At 42.4% G+C, this 16,931-nt stretch carries 11 protein-coding genes; 8 read left to right on the top strand and 3 right to left on the bottom strand.

Annotated elements, in window-relative coordinates:
* Positions 1-408 precede the first annotated feature (408 nt).
* Positions 409-1,086 (top strand): hypothetical protein, encoded by a 678-nt coding sequence (locus EO92_RS07135; RefSeq protein WP_048161157.1) that lies wholly within the window; start codon positions 409-411, stop codon positions 1,084-1,086.
* Positions 1,087-1,090: 4 nt separating this feature from the next.
* Here EO92_RS07135 and EO92_RS07130 read toward each other — a convergent pair whose 3' ends face one another.
* The gene (locus tag EO92_RS07130; protein ID WP_048170449.1) at positions 1,091-2,260 is read right to left on the bottom strand and encodes a hypothetical protein; all 1,170 of its coding nucleotides are present in this window, start codon (positions 2,258-2,260) and stop codon (positions 1,091-1,093) included.
* 379 nt (positions 2,261-2,639) lie between these two features.
* On the opposite strand from EO92_RS07130, the gene EO92_RS07125 reads away from it, so the two are divergent.
* The 7 genes from EO92_RS07125 (at position 2,640) to EO92_RS07085 (ending at position 11,649) form a co-directional block, all read left to right on the top strand.
* Positions 2,640-3,905 carry a serpin family protein gene (locus EO92_RS07125; protein ID WP_048170397.1) on the top strand — a complete coding sequence of 422 codons (1,266 nt, stop codon included), beginning with the start codon at positions 2,640-2,642 and terminating at the stop codon, positions 3,903-3,905.
* A 651-nt stretch (positions 3,906-4,556) separates the two neighbouring features.
* Positions 4,557-7,475 carry a HEAT repeat domain-containing protein gene (locus EO92_RS07110; RefSeq protein ID WP_048170394.1) on the top strand — a complete coding sequence of 973 codons (2,919 nt, stop codon included), beginning with the start codon at positions 4,557-4,559 and terminating at the stop codon, positions 7,473-7,475.
* A gap of 68 nt (positions 7,476-7,543) precedes the next feature.
* Entirely contained in the window at positions 7,544-7,861 is a 318-nt protein-coding gene (locus tag EO92_RS07105; RefSeq protein ID WP_235283232.1) for a hypothetical protein, read from the top strand.
* Between the two features lie 137 nt (positions 7,862-7,998).
* A complete protein-coding gene (locus EO92_RS07100; protein ID WP_048170391.1) occupies positions 7,999-8,184 on the top strand; it encodes a hypothetical protein in 186 nt (61 codons plus the stop codon).
* Between the two features lie 278 nt (positions 8,185-8,462).
* Entirely contained in the window at positions 8,463-9,719 is a 1,257-nt protein-coding gene (locus tag EO92_RS07095) for an AI-2E family transporter (protein ID WP_048170389.1), read from the top strand.
* 205 nt (positions 9,720-9,924) lie between these two features.
* Positions 9,925-10,122 carry a CxxC-x17-CxxC domain-containing protein gene (locus tag EO92_RS07090; RefSeq protein ID WP_048170387.1) on the top strand — a complete coding sequence of 66 codons (198 nt, stop codon included), beginning with the start codon at positions 9,925-9,927 and terminating at the stop codon, positions 10,120-10,122.
* A 1,110-nt stretch (positions 10,123-11,232) separates the two neighbouring features.
* Positions 11,233-11,649, top strand: a complete 417-nt coding sequence (locus tag EO92_RS07085) for a hypothetical protein (protein ID WP_048170385.1) — start codon at positions 11,233-11,235, stop codon at positions 11,647-11,649.
* Positions 11,650-12,457: 808 nt separating this feature from the next.
* On the opposite strand, the gene EO92_RS07080 is transcribed toward EO92_RS07085, so the two are convergent.
* On the bottom strand, positions 12,458-15,040 hold the full coding sequence (locus EO92_RS07080; protein WP_048170383.1) for a vWA domain-containing protein: 2,583 nt from the start codon (positions 15,038-15,040) through the stop codon (positions 12,458-12,460).
* Entirely contained in the window at positions 15,037-16,923 is a 1,887-nt protein-coding gene (locus EO92_RS07075) for a VWA domain-containing protein (protein WP_048170380.1), read from the bottom strand. Before EO92_RS07075 ends, EO92_RS07080 begins: the two co-directional genes overlap by 4 nt.
* Between the last annotated feature and the right edge of the window lie 8 nt (positions 16,924-16,931).

Raw genomic sequence — 16,931 nt, 5'->3', positions numbered from 1 at the left:
TAGAGGTTTAGTTCCCACCAAAACTATTCAAAAATTTAATTTGTGCTCAAAAGAAGACACGACATTCAAAGCAAAAACAACATTCACAGAAGGTAAACAAGTATTCAATATATATATTATAATATCCTTTTTATTAAAAAAGTTATATAAATGTTGATGTCTGGACCACATGTTCAGACCTCTAAACGAATGGGGAATAATATCATGGGAAATTGTGTCCTTCACACTCGGTGAAGTTGAAGAGGTTCCAGCGCAGTGACACAGCCTACTACTGGCGTGTCAAGATTAATTTGAGGGATAAATGTAGGGACGAACCCTTGTAGTTGCCCAATTTGGGTAGGCACAAGACCTGCCTCTACCTATCAAATCACCGTTGATGAGACACTACCAGCTTTTGGGAGACAGATCATGAACGAAGAAGTACGTCCCTTGAATGACCTGCGGCTCAAGACGCCACGTGCTGCGGCCGTTGCCGGTATCCTCTTTGCCGTGCTGAACATCACCGCCAATGTGCTCATCCGGCTCTCTATCCCACCCGATCCGGCCAACGGCGACTTCTGGCTGGAGGAGCGGGCAAAGACCGTAGCCCTGGGCCTGAGTCTGGTGCCCATCTCCGGGATCGCCTTCCTGTGGTTCATCGGTGTGGTGCGCGACCGCATGGGACAGTTGGAAGACCGTTTCTTTTCGAGCGTGTTCTTTGGCAGCGGTCTGCTTTACCTGGCCATGACCTTTGTCTCGGCGGCGTTGGCCGGCGGGCTCCTGACCAGCTATACCCTCGAACCAGACTTGCTGATTACCAGCGGCATATACACCTTTAGTCGGGAGGTGATATTTAACATCACCAATGTCTATGCCATTCGCATGGCAGGCGTATTCATGATCTCGTTGGGCACCATCTCGGTGCGCACCCGCATCATGCCGCGCTGGCTGTCCTTTTTAACCTATTCGCTGGCACTCGTCTTGCTGGTGAGCATCGGCCTCAATTTATGGGTGACGCTGATCTTTCCGGCCTGGGTACTGGTCGTCAGCCTCTACATCCTGGCTTTGAATCTGCACATCAAAGACGCGGGCGCAGAGGACACATAACGTCTTATTTTTCTGACCCACCAATATACGGAACAAGCGAAAAAAGCGCCTGAGCCCTCCGAGACTCGGATTTAATCCTGGTTGCCATCTCAAGGGCTTTTTCAAAAAGTTCTTTTTTCCTTGTTTCATCCAGATGCAGAATAATAAATGAAAGCGCCTGGGGCCTCATGTCTTTATCTTTGAGATTGGAAGCCAACTCAAGGGCTTCTTCTATGATTTCCTCTTTTCTTTGCCCTTTCAGGTGTGGGATCAGCAAAGAAAGAGCCTGTACTCTCAGAAATTCGGATTGAATCCCGGCTGCCATTTCAAGGGCTTTTTCCATAAGTTCCTCATTTCCGGAGCCTTCAAGGTGCGGAACAAGCGAGGAAAGGATCTGGAATTTTGCATCCCCATATTGAATGTGGGGAGAGAAGTCAAGGATATCTTCAATAATTTCTTCTTTTCCCTGCCTCTTCAGGTGAGGGACAAGTGAAGAAAGGACCCTGGCTCTTTCGTCTTCATCCTGAATATTGGAAGTAGAGTAAAGGGTTTTTTCAATGAGTTTTACCTTGTCTGGCCCCTTCAGATACGGAACAATCAAGGAAAGGGCCTGGGACCTTAAATCTCCATATTGAATCTTAGAGGCAAAGTCAAGGGCTTTTTCCATAGTTTCTTCTTTTCCCTGCCCGGCTTCTAACTGCTCTAAATCATGAGCAGTACTGACAGTATTGTTTTTTGCGGTGAATTCTTCAAGCAGCTTATTAAATTCTTCAAGCACTCTGGTTTTCTCACTTGAATTTTGTATTATAAGCTGGACCGAACCATCTTCAGCCCTCGTCCTCTGTTCGAGAAGCATTCTCTGTATAATCTCATCTTCCATAAAAGAGGAAATTTCTTTAGCTAAATCCGGGTCCTTTTCAAACGAGTTCATAATTGCCCGAATTAAAACCTGCTTTACCTCCGGGTCGGAGGGTGCAATAACCAGATCTCCTGCGGCTTCCTTCAAATCCGGCCTGTCTCTCGAAAACAGTTTTTCCCACAACTTTTTCTTAACCGCCCAGACCTCAGGCCCTGCTTTTTTGCGAGCTTCTTCAGCCGCTTTTTTAGACCCGATGACCAGATAAGGGATTACAGGTTCGATAAGATCTGTTACTGTTTCTGCCAGTTGCCCGAGAATTACATCCTGTTGCCGCATTATTTCATCCTTCATTTCCAAAATGTTATGTTCTTCTCTGTTTGCTTAGTTCCAGAATAAAGTGATATCAGTAAATTTAATGTGTGTACTGGAATAAATATAATAACAGATAAATACTTCGTTGGAAGCTTTAGAAAGCTCAGTATGATCTGTCTATAGTCTATAAAATTACAATAGTATATAATTACAGACCGTTGGTACACTTTCCAGTGTATTCAGAGGCGATTGAGTATTCCTCTATTCAAAAAACAATCTGTATTATTCAAAAAAGCCAACTTCTGCTTTTAGGATCTTATATCTTGCCATTTTAAGGATAATCTGCATTCTTTTGACAATATTTAAATATGTTATTATACACGGCCTCAAGATATTATAATACATGACCCGAAGGAGATTTGTGTTTGTAGTATTTACTTTAACGTTGCTGTGTACAGGCTGCGTTGAAGATACGGCTGTAATTCCGGAAAATACGATAAATGCGGGCTCGGTTAAAGATTATGACATCGCTGCCGCAAACAATGCTTTTGCTTTTGACATGTACTCGCAACTGGCACAGCTGGAAGCCGGAGATAAAAAGAACGTCTTCTTTTCGCCGTACAGCATATCGGCTGCCATGGCGATCTGTTATGAGGGAGCTGAAAACACTACGAAGGAACAAATCTCAAACGCATTTTATTTCCCCGCCAATAAAACAGTTTTGAAAGTTCGTTTGGAGAGAATAAACGACAAGATAAATTCCGATGCCGGCGATTACGAGCTTCAAACTGCAAATGCGCTCTGGGTGCAGGAAAGATATCCCGTAAAAGATGCGTATATTTTCAACGTGAAAAAATACTATGACGGAGAAGTGACAACTCTCGATTTTGTGAGAAAACCGGATGACTCAAGGAATATTATAAATAAATGGGTCGAAGCCAGGACCAAGGACAAAATAAAAGACCTGGTCCCGGAAAATTCAATTACAGCTGATACTCGAGTAATAATTACAAATGCAATTTACTTTAACGGAAAATGGGTATATGAATTTGATAAGGAGCTGACGGACAAAAAACCGTTTTATCCGACAGGAGGGAAAGAAGTCTCTGTGGACATGATGTACATGTGTAATAATTTTAAATATGGCGAAAACTCAAAGGCGAAAATTATAGAATTGCCTTATAAAGGTAATGATTTATCCATGTACATCGTGCTTCCGAAAGGCAACAATATTGAAAAGTTTGAAACGGAATTCACACTGAACGATTACATTAAACTTAAAAATGACATGGAATTCGTGGAGGAAGTGGAGACTACGATTCCAAAATTTAAGTTTGAGACTAAAACAGAGCTTTCCGAATCCCTAATCGAAATGGGCGTTGTGGATGCCTTTGGGCAGGCGAACTTTTCAGGAATAAGTAACAGTCCATTATCAATATCCAGAGTAATTCATCAAGCATTTATAGATGTGCAGGAAGAAGGCACGGAAGCTGCCGCAGCAACAATGGAGGAAATGGATATGGGCGTGAGCATCTCCTGGGACTCAAAACCAAAGGAATTCAAAGCCGACCATCCATTCATGTTCTTCATAGAGGATAAGAGGACAAATTGCATCCTTTTCATGGGAAAAGTTGAATACCCTGAGTATGAGGAAACTAAAGAGTTTTAAAGTGGCAGCGAAAAAGGAAACGTCGGGGGTTTTATTTGCTTGTGACCGCGCCCCAAACTCCCGAGGTATTGGACTCGTACCCCTGGAGCCAATCGGCATATCACCTGTCTCAAATTGTCTAAAGCAACAGTATGGAGCAAAAACAAACTTGAAACTAAATAAGAAAGAGCTGAAAGAAGCTAAGAATAGAAGCTAAAAATAGTTACTGCCAGGACATCTTATCGAGTATCCTGATTAAGTTACTTGCCTCATCAAAGGATAATTCAGGCCAGCTTTTTTTGTATTCATCGCAATACTGACTAATTTTTTTATGTCTTTCCATATACCGAAGAGACTTTATTACTATATTTTTTTGCCTAAAAGTTATCGCTGAATCCGTAAACTCCATAAAATACTCCTTATATCATGCATTCATTTTTCAATATGCTGTACTGCAATCAATCAAAAATCCGGAAATATTAGAAAAGTTATACTCTTTGATTGCCATTTATATATATAGCTCACACTATATATACATACCTCACGAGGATATATTTATTAGACATAAATGTTAAAATATCATATATAGTCCGGTGTCTTTATAAGAAACAAACCTGCTAAACTCAAATATAGCAAATCGGAAGGGATTAGAGCAGCAGTTGGTGGAAATTTTTGAGTGACCAGCCAGGTATACATGATAAGACTTTCAGTCAGGTTTCGGATGAGAGGATAAAGGCTGCAAGAAAGCTTGGAGCCCTTTTTGAGGTTTTTCCAGAGCGGAAGCAGGCATTCGAAGACCTTTTAAGGCTTTGCTCTGACAGAGACAATGAGGTAAGGGAAGAGGCTGTAAATTCCCTTCAGACTGTTTTTCCTAATGTACCGGACAGGGAACTTGTCTGGGAGAGGTTTGTAAACCTTACGGCTTATCCGTCAGAGGGAGTGATGAGAAAGGCAGTAAATGCTCTGATTGCTGTTTTTCCACTTATGCATGATAAAGACCGGGCATGGAAAGATCTGGTCGGACTGGTAAATTCAAAATCAAGTATGGAAGACGTTAGCAGGGGAATCGTCCGCCTGCTTCCTGACGTGGTCCGTGAGATCCCGAATAAGGGGCAGGCCTGGGAAGACCTGCTTGAGATGACTTTTTCAGATGACTCTTATGTGCGGGAAAAAGCGGCTTCTTTTTTAAACATTGTTTTTCATGAAATGCCGGGTGGAAGGAAAAATGACGCCTGGGAAGAATTACTGAAACTGGCAGGCGAATCCGGGGATTCAAAGGTAAGAGAATTGGCTGCAAGGTCTATTGGGGAGGTTTTTCCATCTTTGCCTGATGAAAAGAAAGATGAGGCCTGGGAAGAGATGCTGGAACTGGCAGGAAAATCCGTGGATCAGACCGTGCAAAAGGAAATGTTGCTTGCTCCGCCTTCTGTCTATCCTTCTGTGCCGGATAAAAAAAGGGCATGGGAAGACATTTTCAGGCTTACGGAAAATGAGAGTGGGCCTGTAAGAAAGCAGGCAGTAGATACCCTTGTGGCTATATTTCCTTATATGCCCGACAGAACCAGGGTATGGGCTGATTTCCTGAGGCTCACCAGGGCAAGGGACGGGTACGTAAGGGATACTGCTGCAGATGCGCTTTCAGCTGTATTCCCGGGCCTGGACGACAAAGATCTCGTCTGGAAGAAACTTATTGAACTCACAGGGGATGAGGACGAATATGTCCGGAGAACCGCAGCTGATACTCTCAGTAAGGTTTTTCCACACGTGTCCGACAAAAATCAGGCATATTCGGACCTTGTGCATCTGGCTGAAAAGAAGGATAGTTATGTGCTCAGGAGAGTCGTAAATACTCTTGCTTCTGTCTGCCCTCAATTCTGTAATGGGTATGAGATAAATGAAGTGGAAACGGAAACAGGAAAAAATAAAGAGAAAGAAGAATGGAGGGAAAAGAGAGAAAACTGGGTAAAAATGGCAGGAAAGTGGGAGGGAGAAGAGAAAAGTAAACCTGCAGGTTTTTACGAGCTGGCATCAGAAACAGAAAATAGAAAACCTGCTTTTGACCTCCTGAAGCTGACTGGTGACAGGGACAGCTATGTACGAAAAGACGCAGCTGAGTCCTTTGCCAGGGCATACCCTCACCTGCCGGATAAGAAAGAAGTCATAGGAGAGCTGCTAAGCCTGATACAGGACCCGGACCCGCAGATGCGGAGAGGCGCAATCGAGTCTCTACTCACTCTTTATTCTCGAAAGGAAGGCAAGACGCAGGATATCTGGAGTGAACTTCTTAAAATATCAGGGGATGGAGACACAGGAGTCAGAAAGGGCACTGCGGGGCTGCTTTCCCATGTATTCCCAGCGGTTGAGGAAAAATCCGGAGTTTTTTATGACCTTGTCAAACTCACTGAAAGCCAGGATGCCCGGGTCCGGAAAAGAGCGGCAGAGCTTCTTGCCGTTGCATTTACATATTCCGAGAATAAACAGAGGGCATGGAACGATCTGTTGAGGCTTACATCCGTTGAGGATAGGGAAGTCAGGAAAGGGGCGGTACTTGCTCTTGCATCCGGATATACAGATATTCAGGACAAAGGAAAAGCCTGGAGTGACCTTATCAGGCTTTCAACTCATAGCGACAGTTTTGTGCAGCGGGCTGCAACACGAGCTCTTGGCCCTGCCTTTTTCTATGTGCCTGATAAAACACGGGCATGGAGAGACCTGCAGGTTCTGATCGATAACCCTTATATTTATGTCCGCAGGTACGCACTCCGCTCCCTTGGAAGAGCTTCCCTCTGGAGAGCCCTCAGGGCGGAAAATGAGGCCACTTATCTTTTCGGACTTAAGGAAGCTGTCAAATACTTTAAAGAAGCATTTGGAACTTCTGTTGACACCGCCATCCCTGAGTTCTACTCTCCATTTTACGAGACTTTCCTGCAAATACTTTTCAGCGACAGTCCGGAGAGGGGTGCAAGGCTCGGAAGTGAGATATACCTCTCAAAGCTAGCCCATGAGATCAGGGATCTGGAAGAAAATCAGAGGCTTCTGGAAATTCTGGGAGAGTTCACAGGGCTTCTTAGAGCAGCAGGAACTCTGACTCCCGGAGATCTGCCTGCTCAGAAAAAACTGCTTGAGACCTGTGTTGCAGCTTTTGATAGGGTTTCAGGTCTTCTGGAGGCTATGGAAGAAGACGTTATTCTTGCACAGAAAACTGTGAAAAAAGAGTATCCCAGGATTGGAAAGGTAGTTCTGGAACAGAAGTTAAAAGAGACACTTTCCGGAATCCGGTACAGAGCAAGGACAGCCTGCCTGAAGGCAAAGGGTACTCCCACGGAAAAAATCGTGTGCACTGTAAGCCAGAAGGTCAGGGAGTGGATTTTCCAGGACCTTGAAAAAGACAAAAAAGAACTGGACAGGCAACTTGATTCTCTGCTCAATTTCCTCAGAGCCCAGATCCCCAATGTTCCTGAAAACCTGTACATTTTTGAAAAACTTGAAGATATCAGGCAGGAACAGGACATGCTGGAACGCTACAGGCGCGTTGGCAGATTCATAGGCCTGATCCCCGGAGTCAGGATGCCAAAAGTTTCAGGCAAATAAGGGCCCTTTACCTGTAATTTATATCCAATCTTGCCAATCTCGTTATTATGTACGAAGCAGGCATTGAAATGACAGACGAGGACTTTGAATTTGCAAAGTCTCCTCTATCAAAAAAATTCATTCGCCTCGTATTTGAAAAGTATCAGCTGGACTACATCGCTTATTTCGGGGAAAATATGTTCTATGTCTCAGGGCAAAACTCCCAGCCTCTGACTCCATTATATCCCAATACCGGATACCCTGAAGATATTGAACTGGTTTTAGATTTCATGGCGTGTGAGAGAATCCGCAGGATAAAATACGAAGATGGAATAATTTTCAGGTCTTCAGTTCCGGAACTATCTGATTCGGGAAAAATAGCTAAAAATAAATGTGAAAAATATTGATATGAAAAAGGGGCTCAGACATATCTGTATTTGATACAGAAACCCAATTATTTTTTTTATTTTGTTCGGGTTATTTATAGTTTTATTGCAATAATTTACATCACAAAGTTTCTCTTAATCGTTAGGAGGGGTATTGAATGATACATCTATGGGAGTATGATTCTCGCAGGATTCATGGTGTGCATATGCCACAACTGATGAGCGACCTTGAAAAAATTGGAAATGAGGGCTGGGAACTGATTCTAATTAAGGAAGATATTGATGATGAAGGAACAGTAACTGCAATTTTCAAACGGAAGAAGGCAGAAACCATATCTCTGTAACCAAATATTCTCAAAAACTCTTTAAATATTTTTTATTTTTTTATTTTAATAATACTTTTTTCCTACTATTTATTAAACGAATTTGATCCTCTCAAACATATTTGATCCTCTCAAACATATTTGATCCTCTCAAACATATTTGATCCTCTCAAACTATTTGATCCTCTCAAACATTAATACTTTAATGCTTTCAAGAAAACAAATTTAATGCTTTCAAAGAGAGAAGTTTATTTATATTGATAGTAAGTTATTTATCTACTTTCCCAGTATTTAATTATATGAAAAATTATGACCCTGTTAAGGCTATCTATGCAGTTATAATCACACTGGTTTCTTTATATGCCTTATATATAACATCAGCTTTTTTTTATGTTATTGTTCTCAGTGCTCTTTTTGCTTACGTTATTCATCCTGTGTACTTTTTGTGTCTCAGATTCATTAAGCGCAAGCAGACTTGCGCCCTGATCCCGCTTGGCGCAATCTTTCTTCTTACAATATCCTCCAGTGTTATGATAGTGAAGGCTTTAATGAATGAGATTTCAAAAATTTTAGAAATTCCCAATACCCTTAACGGGTTTGCAAATATGGATCTCAGGCGGATAGTCGGGCTTTTTGAGCCTTTTATCCAGACTCATCCCGGAAAACTGACTGAAAGCATCGGTGCATACTTTAACTCCCTGATCATGGATTATGTCCCCGAAATCCAGAATAATATATTCCAGATCTCAACCGGCCTTTCGATCCTGATTGTAGAGCTGATAGTAATTGTTGTCCTGACCTATTACCTTCTTGTAGAAAGCGAAACTATCGCAGCCGAACTCCCGAATCTCTTTCCGGACAGGAAAGTGGGGGTTGTATTTCTTGGGGAGCTCAATTACATTTACCAGAGCCTCTTCATAGTCTACTTCCTGACCTGCCTCGTGACCGGCATACTCGGGGGAGTCCTTTACTGGGCTCTTGGAGTACCTTATCCCCTTATCTGGGGAATTATAACCTTCATAATGGCTCTCCTGCCAGTTGTCGGAGCAGGTGCTGTCTACGGCCTCCTTGCCCTTTACTATATCCTCATACAGGACTTTTTTACGGCAGGAGCCCTGTGTTTCCTGGGAATCATCCTCCTGAGCCTTATCCCTGACTTCGTCATAAGACCAAGGCTTGCCAGAAACCGGGCTGCAATCCACCCGGCAATTACTCTTATAGCCTTTGCAGCTCCGGTCTTCGTTCTTGGCCCGATCGGAATCATTATAGGTCCACTCACATACGGGTTTTTGCTTGCAGCCTTCAGAACAAAGAAAATACTTGGAATTACCCCTGTCCAGACAGGAAGTTCAACTGCAAGCTCAATTGAAAATTCGGTTGAAAGAACGATAAAAAAAGCAGTTGAATTCCCGGTTGAAAAATCAATTGAAAAATCAGTTGAAAAATCAGTTGAAAAATCAGTTGAAAAATCAGTTGAAAAATCAGTTGAGACTTCCAGTGATCACATTTTCAATCCGGAAATTAACCCCTGGAATGACAGAGAAAAAACGGTATGAATCTAACTTATGGAATAGATAAATTTTCATATAGTTACATGCTTTACAGATATATTTATATAATATATCTGTCTCGTAGGTACGTTAAAAATAAAGATACGTATAATCTGTTATTAAAAACTCATTTTTGTTTTTAATCAAAGAGCTCTATACAATCTTATTTTTAAACTATTGACTATCCGCTATAAGCGGAGGTGAAACGAAAATGGCTTTTAATGACAGAAATTTCAGGGGAAATTCCGTAGGTTTCCGCGGAAACAGCGGTCCCAGGGAAATGCACACTGCAGTTTGTTCTGATTGCGGCGTTGAAACTGAAGTACCTTTCAAACCTGACCCAGAAAGACCGGTCTACTGCAGGGACTGCCTTCCTAACCACAGGACTCCCAGAGAGAACCGCTATTAAGTGTTATCCGTGTAACTGAGTTACATAACACTTCATTTACAATTTATTACTTTCCTTTTTTTGTATATGTGTCGCACCCGAATTGCGATTCACTCGAATTGCGCTTTGGGATTATGGGCATTAATAATCGTTTTGTCCGGTAGACTTCTACTTTATTGTGTTTGATGAACGCCAGCGAAATTTGGGGCAAGAGGTCTTGTGTAGGAATGGCCTGAGCCTTCAAAGGTTATCCATTATCGCTTTAGAGTTCGTACGAAAAGTTTGCCAGGCAATTAATGTACGACGAGTTTTTGAAGGCGGATGAAGGCTTCCAGTAGATATGTTAACGTCAAACTTTTTATGGGCACTGGTTTTTAAATTTTCAAACACGTGTTTAAATAAAACTCTTTGTCACAAAGTCTAAAAATTTATAGTTGGTCCTGAATAAGTATACTATACTTAAATCATGCCCCATTTTTTTATACATTAAGCAGTGTCTCAAAAAAGCAGTGTCTCAAAAGCAGGTTTAGTCACACTAATACGCTTCTTTATCCCTCATAATATCTATACAAAGCTGGAGGGTATTATCACAAAGTCCGGAATAATCATTTTATTATTTGAAGAAAAGATTGCGTTCCCACCTGAATTCTGGAAATTCCGAATACTTATAAGAGATGCTTTTGTTTTGGGAAGAGGTTTGAGGTACTTGACTCATAGGCTGTGAGTTTTGGTATTATCTCTTTATTTATGGGGTAGTTTTTCGGAGTGGATGTTGAAGTATGTTTGGAATAGGTGTTTGCTAATTTGGCGTAGAGAGATGAGAACGCAAAATATACTAGGCACTCACTGTATATAATATTTTCAACAAATAATATTAGTTAACCATTATATCTGATAGTCCATTGACATAACTTTTCATCACAGACATAATATTATATCGTTAGACAAACCGTGTGCGGCTTCCCACTCAATCGGGGCATCAGTAGAAATATATTTATTTGATTTTTTAAAAAACACTATATAGTACTTGGTCCAATTCTTCTTTAATATATTGATGTCAAATTATTCTTTTATTTTTAATATCGTTCCGAAACCTGAGGAGGAAGAGGCATAAAAAAATTTAATTTCATTTTGATTCTGATTATTGGGGTACTGATCACAGCAAATGCAGCTGATGCCAGGCCAGCAGGTACCATAATAAAGGAAGGTGTACTGACGTATCCTGCAGGACCTTATCTCACAGAAGACCCTCTTCTATTGGGCCTTGAAAATTACGGAGATGATAACAACATACAAACATCAGGCGATTCTGTTAAAAAATATGATTCTGAAAAGGAGTGCCTGGGTTTTTATAAAAACGGAGAGTATATTATTCCCTGGAACCCGGGTGCTGGAAACCTCTGGATCTGCCCCTCTTATCTTCTTTTGATCTATTATGACTGCAATACGGAAATACTGCAGCCAGGTTTCGCTTTTCTTTGCTGTTCTACTTTTCCCTCTTTCAACCTGATAACTTTATCAGCCCCATTCAATGCTACTTCTCGCTAACCGCCACAACTTTTGTTTATAAAACGGGTAGAATTCAATCAATTATATTCAAAAAAGTCAGATTCAAAATCTTTTATCACCTTCAACAGGGTTCAACTGGATAAGATTAGACGAATTTCTAAAAACAGCTGTTCAGGCTCCCTGAATAAAACAAAAATTATGCACTCGAGAAACAGGTAAAACAGAAACCTGAGTGTGCATTGAGTTTTATTAAATAGAATTCACCGGACTAACTGTACTAATTGAACTCATTGAATTCCTTGCTGAAAAGGAATATGAAAAAATCTTAAAAATCAGTTTCTTTTTTGAAGAAAAGATTGCGTCCCCACCTGAAAATATCTGGAAGTTCCTAAGGGTACTAAGATATTTATTTGTTTGGGAAGAGTTTTGAGGTATTTGATTTGTGGGTTGAGAGGTTTATTTCGTCTCTTTATTGTGGAGTAGGTGTTTGTTTGCTAGTGGGGTTGTTAGATGAGAACGCAAATTATACTATGCAGTTCTCATATATAATATTTTTAACATGAAATGTTACATTATTGATATATTATGTAGCTCATCATATTCATTTTAGTTAATTAGTTTAATAATATACCATTGAACTAATGGGGTTACATATCTGACCTGATACCTCTACATACACAGGGTCTCTTACTTTGATAAATCACATCTCTGAGCTTATTGTATTCTTTGGCTGTATTCGTAGGTATCTCATACTTCCATGGTGTATCATACTTCCTGGATTTGCAGGCTGTCTTCGGGTTATATATATCAATTAACCTATTCCGGATACCGTAATTTCATCCGTGTATCATTTCATCCGTGTATTATACGTGTGGTGCAAGGTATACAGCAGGTATATCAGAAAAGCGAGGGCAAGGAAATATTTCGTATAAAAGACTTTTGTCAGGATTTTTTTCTTTGTGCCGGTTGAAGCGTCCTCCAATATACTTGAGTAGACGTCTCCTTTAGTGTAGATTTTCCCTCCGTTTTCAAGTATAGCTGTCCTGAAAAGAGTATTTTCGCCGACATATGTATATTCGTCCGGGCGGTTTACGGCAGCGGGTCTCCAGGATACGTTTTTAGTCCCCGAAGCTTCAGACATTAATTCCTCGGTCAGGTTTGCATCAACAGGGGTTTCGGAAATTTTATGGAGCCCGAAGGTGTCGGCTGTAACGTATGATTCGTACATGTTGTTCCCGATGGAGGTGATTTCCATTGGCTTTTTGTCAAAATAAAGCTCAGGAGCACCTTCTTTTCCGGTTGTTATCAGGATTCTGCCTGGCTGGCTCATTTTAAGGTCAGGTATCTTTAGCTGGATCTCTTCGGACATTTCGGGATCTGCAACTGCCCAGTTCAGGGTCCTTGTAATTATCAGGCTGTCATTTCCCGAGTACAGAGAAGCCGCCCAGGGGATTCCGTTTCCGTTCCCATTGTCAGTTGTAATCGCAGCAACACGCCCAAGCCCCAGCCTCCAGACTGTTATTATCGGTTTGCCAAGCCTTGTTATAACCAGGCGGTTTGCTTCAGGTTTCGGAGTAACCTCATTGTACCCAAAAATATCCTGGTTTATGTAGGAAATGTTCCGGGTAATGAAATGCTTAGGGTCATAGACAACGATTGATCCGCTTGAATATTCGTTTTCCCGGTCTTCGGACTCCTCAGGATTTTCGGAGAAGCTTATTTTTACCCTATTTCCAGGCTCTATCCTGTAGTAGTTTTTGGACAGGCCTATTTGGTTCATGAAGAGCGCGGCATAATACTGACCTTTAGAGGTAACCTTGAGCTCGTCAATTTTCGGAGTGTATATATGGACAAAATGGATGTTAATGCCGCTACCTTCGTGAAGGTTTTCCGCACACTGGATTGCTCTATCAAACCTTAAATCCCCTTCAGCTACATTACCTATTCCGCCGTCAGACACGATTATAATTTCAGCGTCGGCACTATTGTTCTGTGCTTTAAGTAGATTATTTGCAGTTAAAAGTCCCCGCTCAAGGGACGTGACCTGCGCTGTTGACGGCGTTATTTTACGGATTTCAGCATCAAGCCAGAGCCTGTTTGACTCTTTTGACATATCTATAAACCCGTCTGTAATGTCCTGCCCCACGCTTCCGAAGGTGATCACGTCGACTCTTGCATCTTTAAGGAGGTCGCTTTCGAGAAGGACTATGGCATTTGAGAGGATATCGTCAAGCACCCTTCCTCCAACACCGTTTTTCTGCAGGGTACTGGGCGAAACATCAAGCATCAGAACAATGTTTCTGCCTCCCCTCCAGTTCGAAGGCTCTGAGGTGACAGGAAGGAGTTCCTCAAACTCGGTGTTCTGGTATGTCTTTTCTGCAGGGTAATCAAAAGAAGAGTCCCCTCCGACCACTACCATGCCGCCTCCGTTAGTTACATAATTCCTGAGGGCTCTGGCTTCTGCGTCCGAGATAGTTGATGCAGCCTGGTTGTCAATTATAACGGCGTCCGTGCCGTTAAGAGAGCTGAATGATCCGGCTACTCTTACGTCGTAGATCTCCTTCATCGTGTTTGCAAGAGGAGAGTCGGGCTCATTCGTAACAAGTAAGACCTTGGGCTTGGGGGTTACATATACACTTTTCATATACTGGTTATTGTTCTCAAAATAATCCAGGTTTTTAACACTTATGCTTGCCGGGTGCAGAGTTGCCTTTACAGTATGAGGCCCAAGCGTCTCAAAAGTGTGGTTGAACTCTATACTTTCTATTCTCCCTGTCTGGGTGATTTCCCTCTCCATTACTTTTTGATGGTCGACGGTAATCCTTATCTGGTAGCTCATTTTTTCGTCAGTTGCCTTTCGAATATTAACTTTATAAAACGCTTCATTATCGATTACAGCCTCATTATCTCCTTCTATCTCCACGCTGAGATCCTCTTTTTCAGTCCGGGGGATAAGGGCTGCTACAGGAAAATTATTTTTGTAACAATAAGAAAGGGCTTCCTCAACCGGGGTTCCTGAATTGCTCTGCCCGTCCGAGACCACAAGCACATAGTTTTCCGGGGAAGCCTGCTGAATAATAGCATCGCCAAGAGAGGTATGTATCCCTGAAACCGTTGTAACTGTTACCGGGACTCGGGTCCCGAGTTTTTCTGAAATCTCCTCGGAGACTCCTTTCTGCAGCAGTTCCATGCTGGTGCTTTCATCGGAAATTATAGTTATCCTGGTCTGGTTGGTTTTTGGAGAGCTCATTTCTGCAGAATAGGGAGCAGCAAGAGCCAGGATCAGGAGGAAGACCACAAGGGCATGGAAGAACAGATGTTTTTTATCGACCTTTTTCCAGCGCCCTAAAAGCACAAAAAGGGCCAGAGGAACCAGGAGCAGCAATTCGCTGCTGTGTAAAAAATCAAAACTATAAGGATTGAAGGTCATATGATCCTCCTCCTGAACATAACTGCGTTTTCAATTATGATAAGCAGCAGTAAGACGTAAATAAGGTACTTTCGGAGTTTGTCAGGGGACTTTGTACGGAGTTCCAACTTCCGGATTTCTCCATTTTCACCTGTAAGGTTCAGTCTTTTTTCCGTAAAGGTATTCGATTCCATGGCATCGTAGAGGTTAGCAGCAACTGTCTTCTGGTTCAGGCTGTACAATCCGCATTCGTCATAATAAACGAAACTACTGCTGATGGTTTCTGTAGGAGTTTTTATAAGGATATTCTGGTCAAATGCCTGGTAACGGCCTGTGTTCACGTTTGTTTCACTGATGTCTCCGACTCCCCACATGTACCTGAGCAGTTTTACCCAGAACACAGGGTAGGTCGGGGTAGTGGCAAAATTGTTCCATGCATCTTTTCCGGTAGCATCACTGAATCCTACATAGGTCACGGTCCCGTTTTTTATATTCCGCATACTGACCAGAGTCCCTGTTCCCTTTACCTCTGCAAGGACTGAAGCCCCTTCTTTCGGGGTAGTGACCAGGAACCTGCGCAGGTATACCTCGCTGAACGTAACGTCTTCAAAAATATTTTTTCCGCTCCCCACGGTCTCGATGGTATGGCTGCCTTCGTCTTCTACTGAAATTATGTCTACCGGCAGGATAGAATAAAGCCCGCGCATCTGTAATGAATCGTACAGGCACTCGTTTCCTATGACTATCAGGTCTTTTCCGCTTTTTGCATAAGCCACGATTTCCAGGACGTCGAGGGTCGAGAGAGATTTGTGTTTGGAGTTTACAATTATGGTATCGTATTCCGTAACATCCTCAGGAAGGTCCTGCCGCACATCAACATGAATGTCAGGCAGAAGGGATATCGCCGTTATCAGGGGAGACTTCCCTGCAGCCTCCTCAGGGTCTGTTAAGGCCAGGATTTTTTTGGGTTTGACTTCAGGAATTGAAATGTAAGCAATGTTGTCGCAGGGTATTGCGTCTTCATTGAGGATTTCCACAGTTGATGTGCCCTGAGGGATATTTGAAAATTTTATTTGCTGCGCTCCGAACCCTGCAAGCTGTACCGGGCTACTCACCTTTGTGCCGGAGGAGGATTCAGCCTTACTCTCCAGTTGAATGTCAAGATCTGCACTGATATCGTTAAAGTTTTTGACAGTGCATGTATATTCATACGTCCCATCGTTTCTATCTTTCAAATAGCCATCCACAATGGCATAATTGGCAGTTTTATTGCCTACCTGCCTGAACTCAAGCTCCATGTTTCTCGTGTTTGCAATCCGGATGTATGTTTCAGGCGCCCTTCCAGCCCAGTTTTCAAAATCGGATATGACTACGATTTTTCCGTTCTCGTTTTCTTTCTCGTTTATAATGGTCAAAATCGCTTTGGGGATATCTCCGGGAGTGTTTCTCATCTCCAGGCTGTCAATCACGCCTTTTGCATCGTCTGCGTCCAGCGCTTTTGCAAGCACCACAGGAATACTTTCTGCGGTGATAATTGTATTTTCTTCGCCCAGGCTATCTATTGCTATTGCCCTGGCGCCATCAGCCCTATCAGGCGCGTTCATGCTTGCAGACGAGTCTATTATAAGTACTACCTTTTCAGAATCTGTTTTAACCTCTTCTAAGAGGGGACCTGCAATTGCTGTAGAGAGAAGAATAAGAGCCAGTAGCTGTATGAAGAAAAGTGGGTCTGTTATTTTTTTACTGATGGTGCGCCTGGAATCAAGCACATTCTGGCTTATCCTCCGAACGAACATCAGGGAGGGAAGAATAACGTTTTTAGGGCGAGGCTTAAGCAGGTATACTATTATAAGGGGAATTATGCCTGCAAGTGCAGCCAGGCCCTGGGAAAATTCAAAGTCCATAGGCAGGA

The organism is Methanosarcina sp. 2.H.A.1B.4 (assembly GCF_000979385.1).
In the GTDB taxonomy this organism is placed as follows: domain Archaea; phylum Halobacteriota; class Methanosarcinia; order Methanosarcinales; family Methanosarcinaceae; genus Methanosarcina.
Note: the sequence above shows the minus strand (reverse complement) of the source record. Positions and strands in the feature narration are given on the sequence as shown.

What these genes read in the sequence shown, in the direction of transcription:
- EO92_RS07135 (WP_048161157.1), top strand. Translation starts at nt 409, where the DNA reads ATGAACGAAGAAGTACGTCCCTTGAATGACCTGCGGCTCAAGACGCCA.
- EO92_RS07130 (WP_048170449.1), bottom strand. Translation starts at nt 2,260, where the DNA reads ATGCGGCAACAGGATGTAATTCTCGGGCAACTGGCAGAAACAGTAACA.
- EO92_RS07125 (WP_048170397.1), top strand. Translation starts at nt 2,640, where the DNA reads ATGACCCGAAGGAGATTTGTGTTTGTAGTATTTACTTTAACGTTGCTG.
- EO92_RS07105 (WP_235283232.1), top strand. Translation starts at nt 7,544, where the DNA reads ATGACAGACGAGGACTTTGAATTTGCAAAGTCTCCTCTATCAAAAAAA.
- EO92_RS07100 (WP_048170391.1), top strand. Translation starts at nt 7,999, where the DNA reads ATGATACATCTATGGGAGTATGATTCTCGCAGGATTCATGGTGTGCAT.
- EO92_RS07095 (WP_048170389.1), top strand. Translation starts at nt 8,463, where the DNA reads ATGAAAAATTATGACCCTGTTAAGGCTATCTATGCAGTTATAATCACA.
- EO92_RS07090 (WP_048170387.1), top strand. Translation starts at nt 9,925, where the DNA reads ATGGCTTTTAATGACAGAAATTTCAGGGGAAATTCCGTAGGTTTCCGC.
- EO92_RS07080 (WP_048170383.1), bottom strand. Translation starts at nt 15,040, where the DNA reads ATGACCTTCAATCCTTATAGTTTTGATTTTTTACACAGCAGCGAATTG.
- EO92_RS07075 (WP_048170380.1), bottom strand. Translation starts at nt 16,923, where the DNA reads ATGGACTTTGAATTTTCCCAGGGCCTGGCTGCACTTGCAGGCATAATT.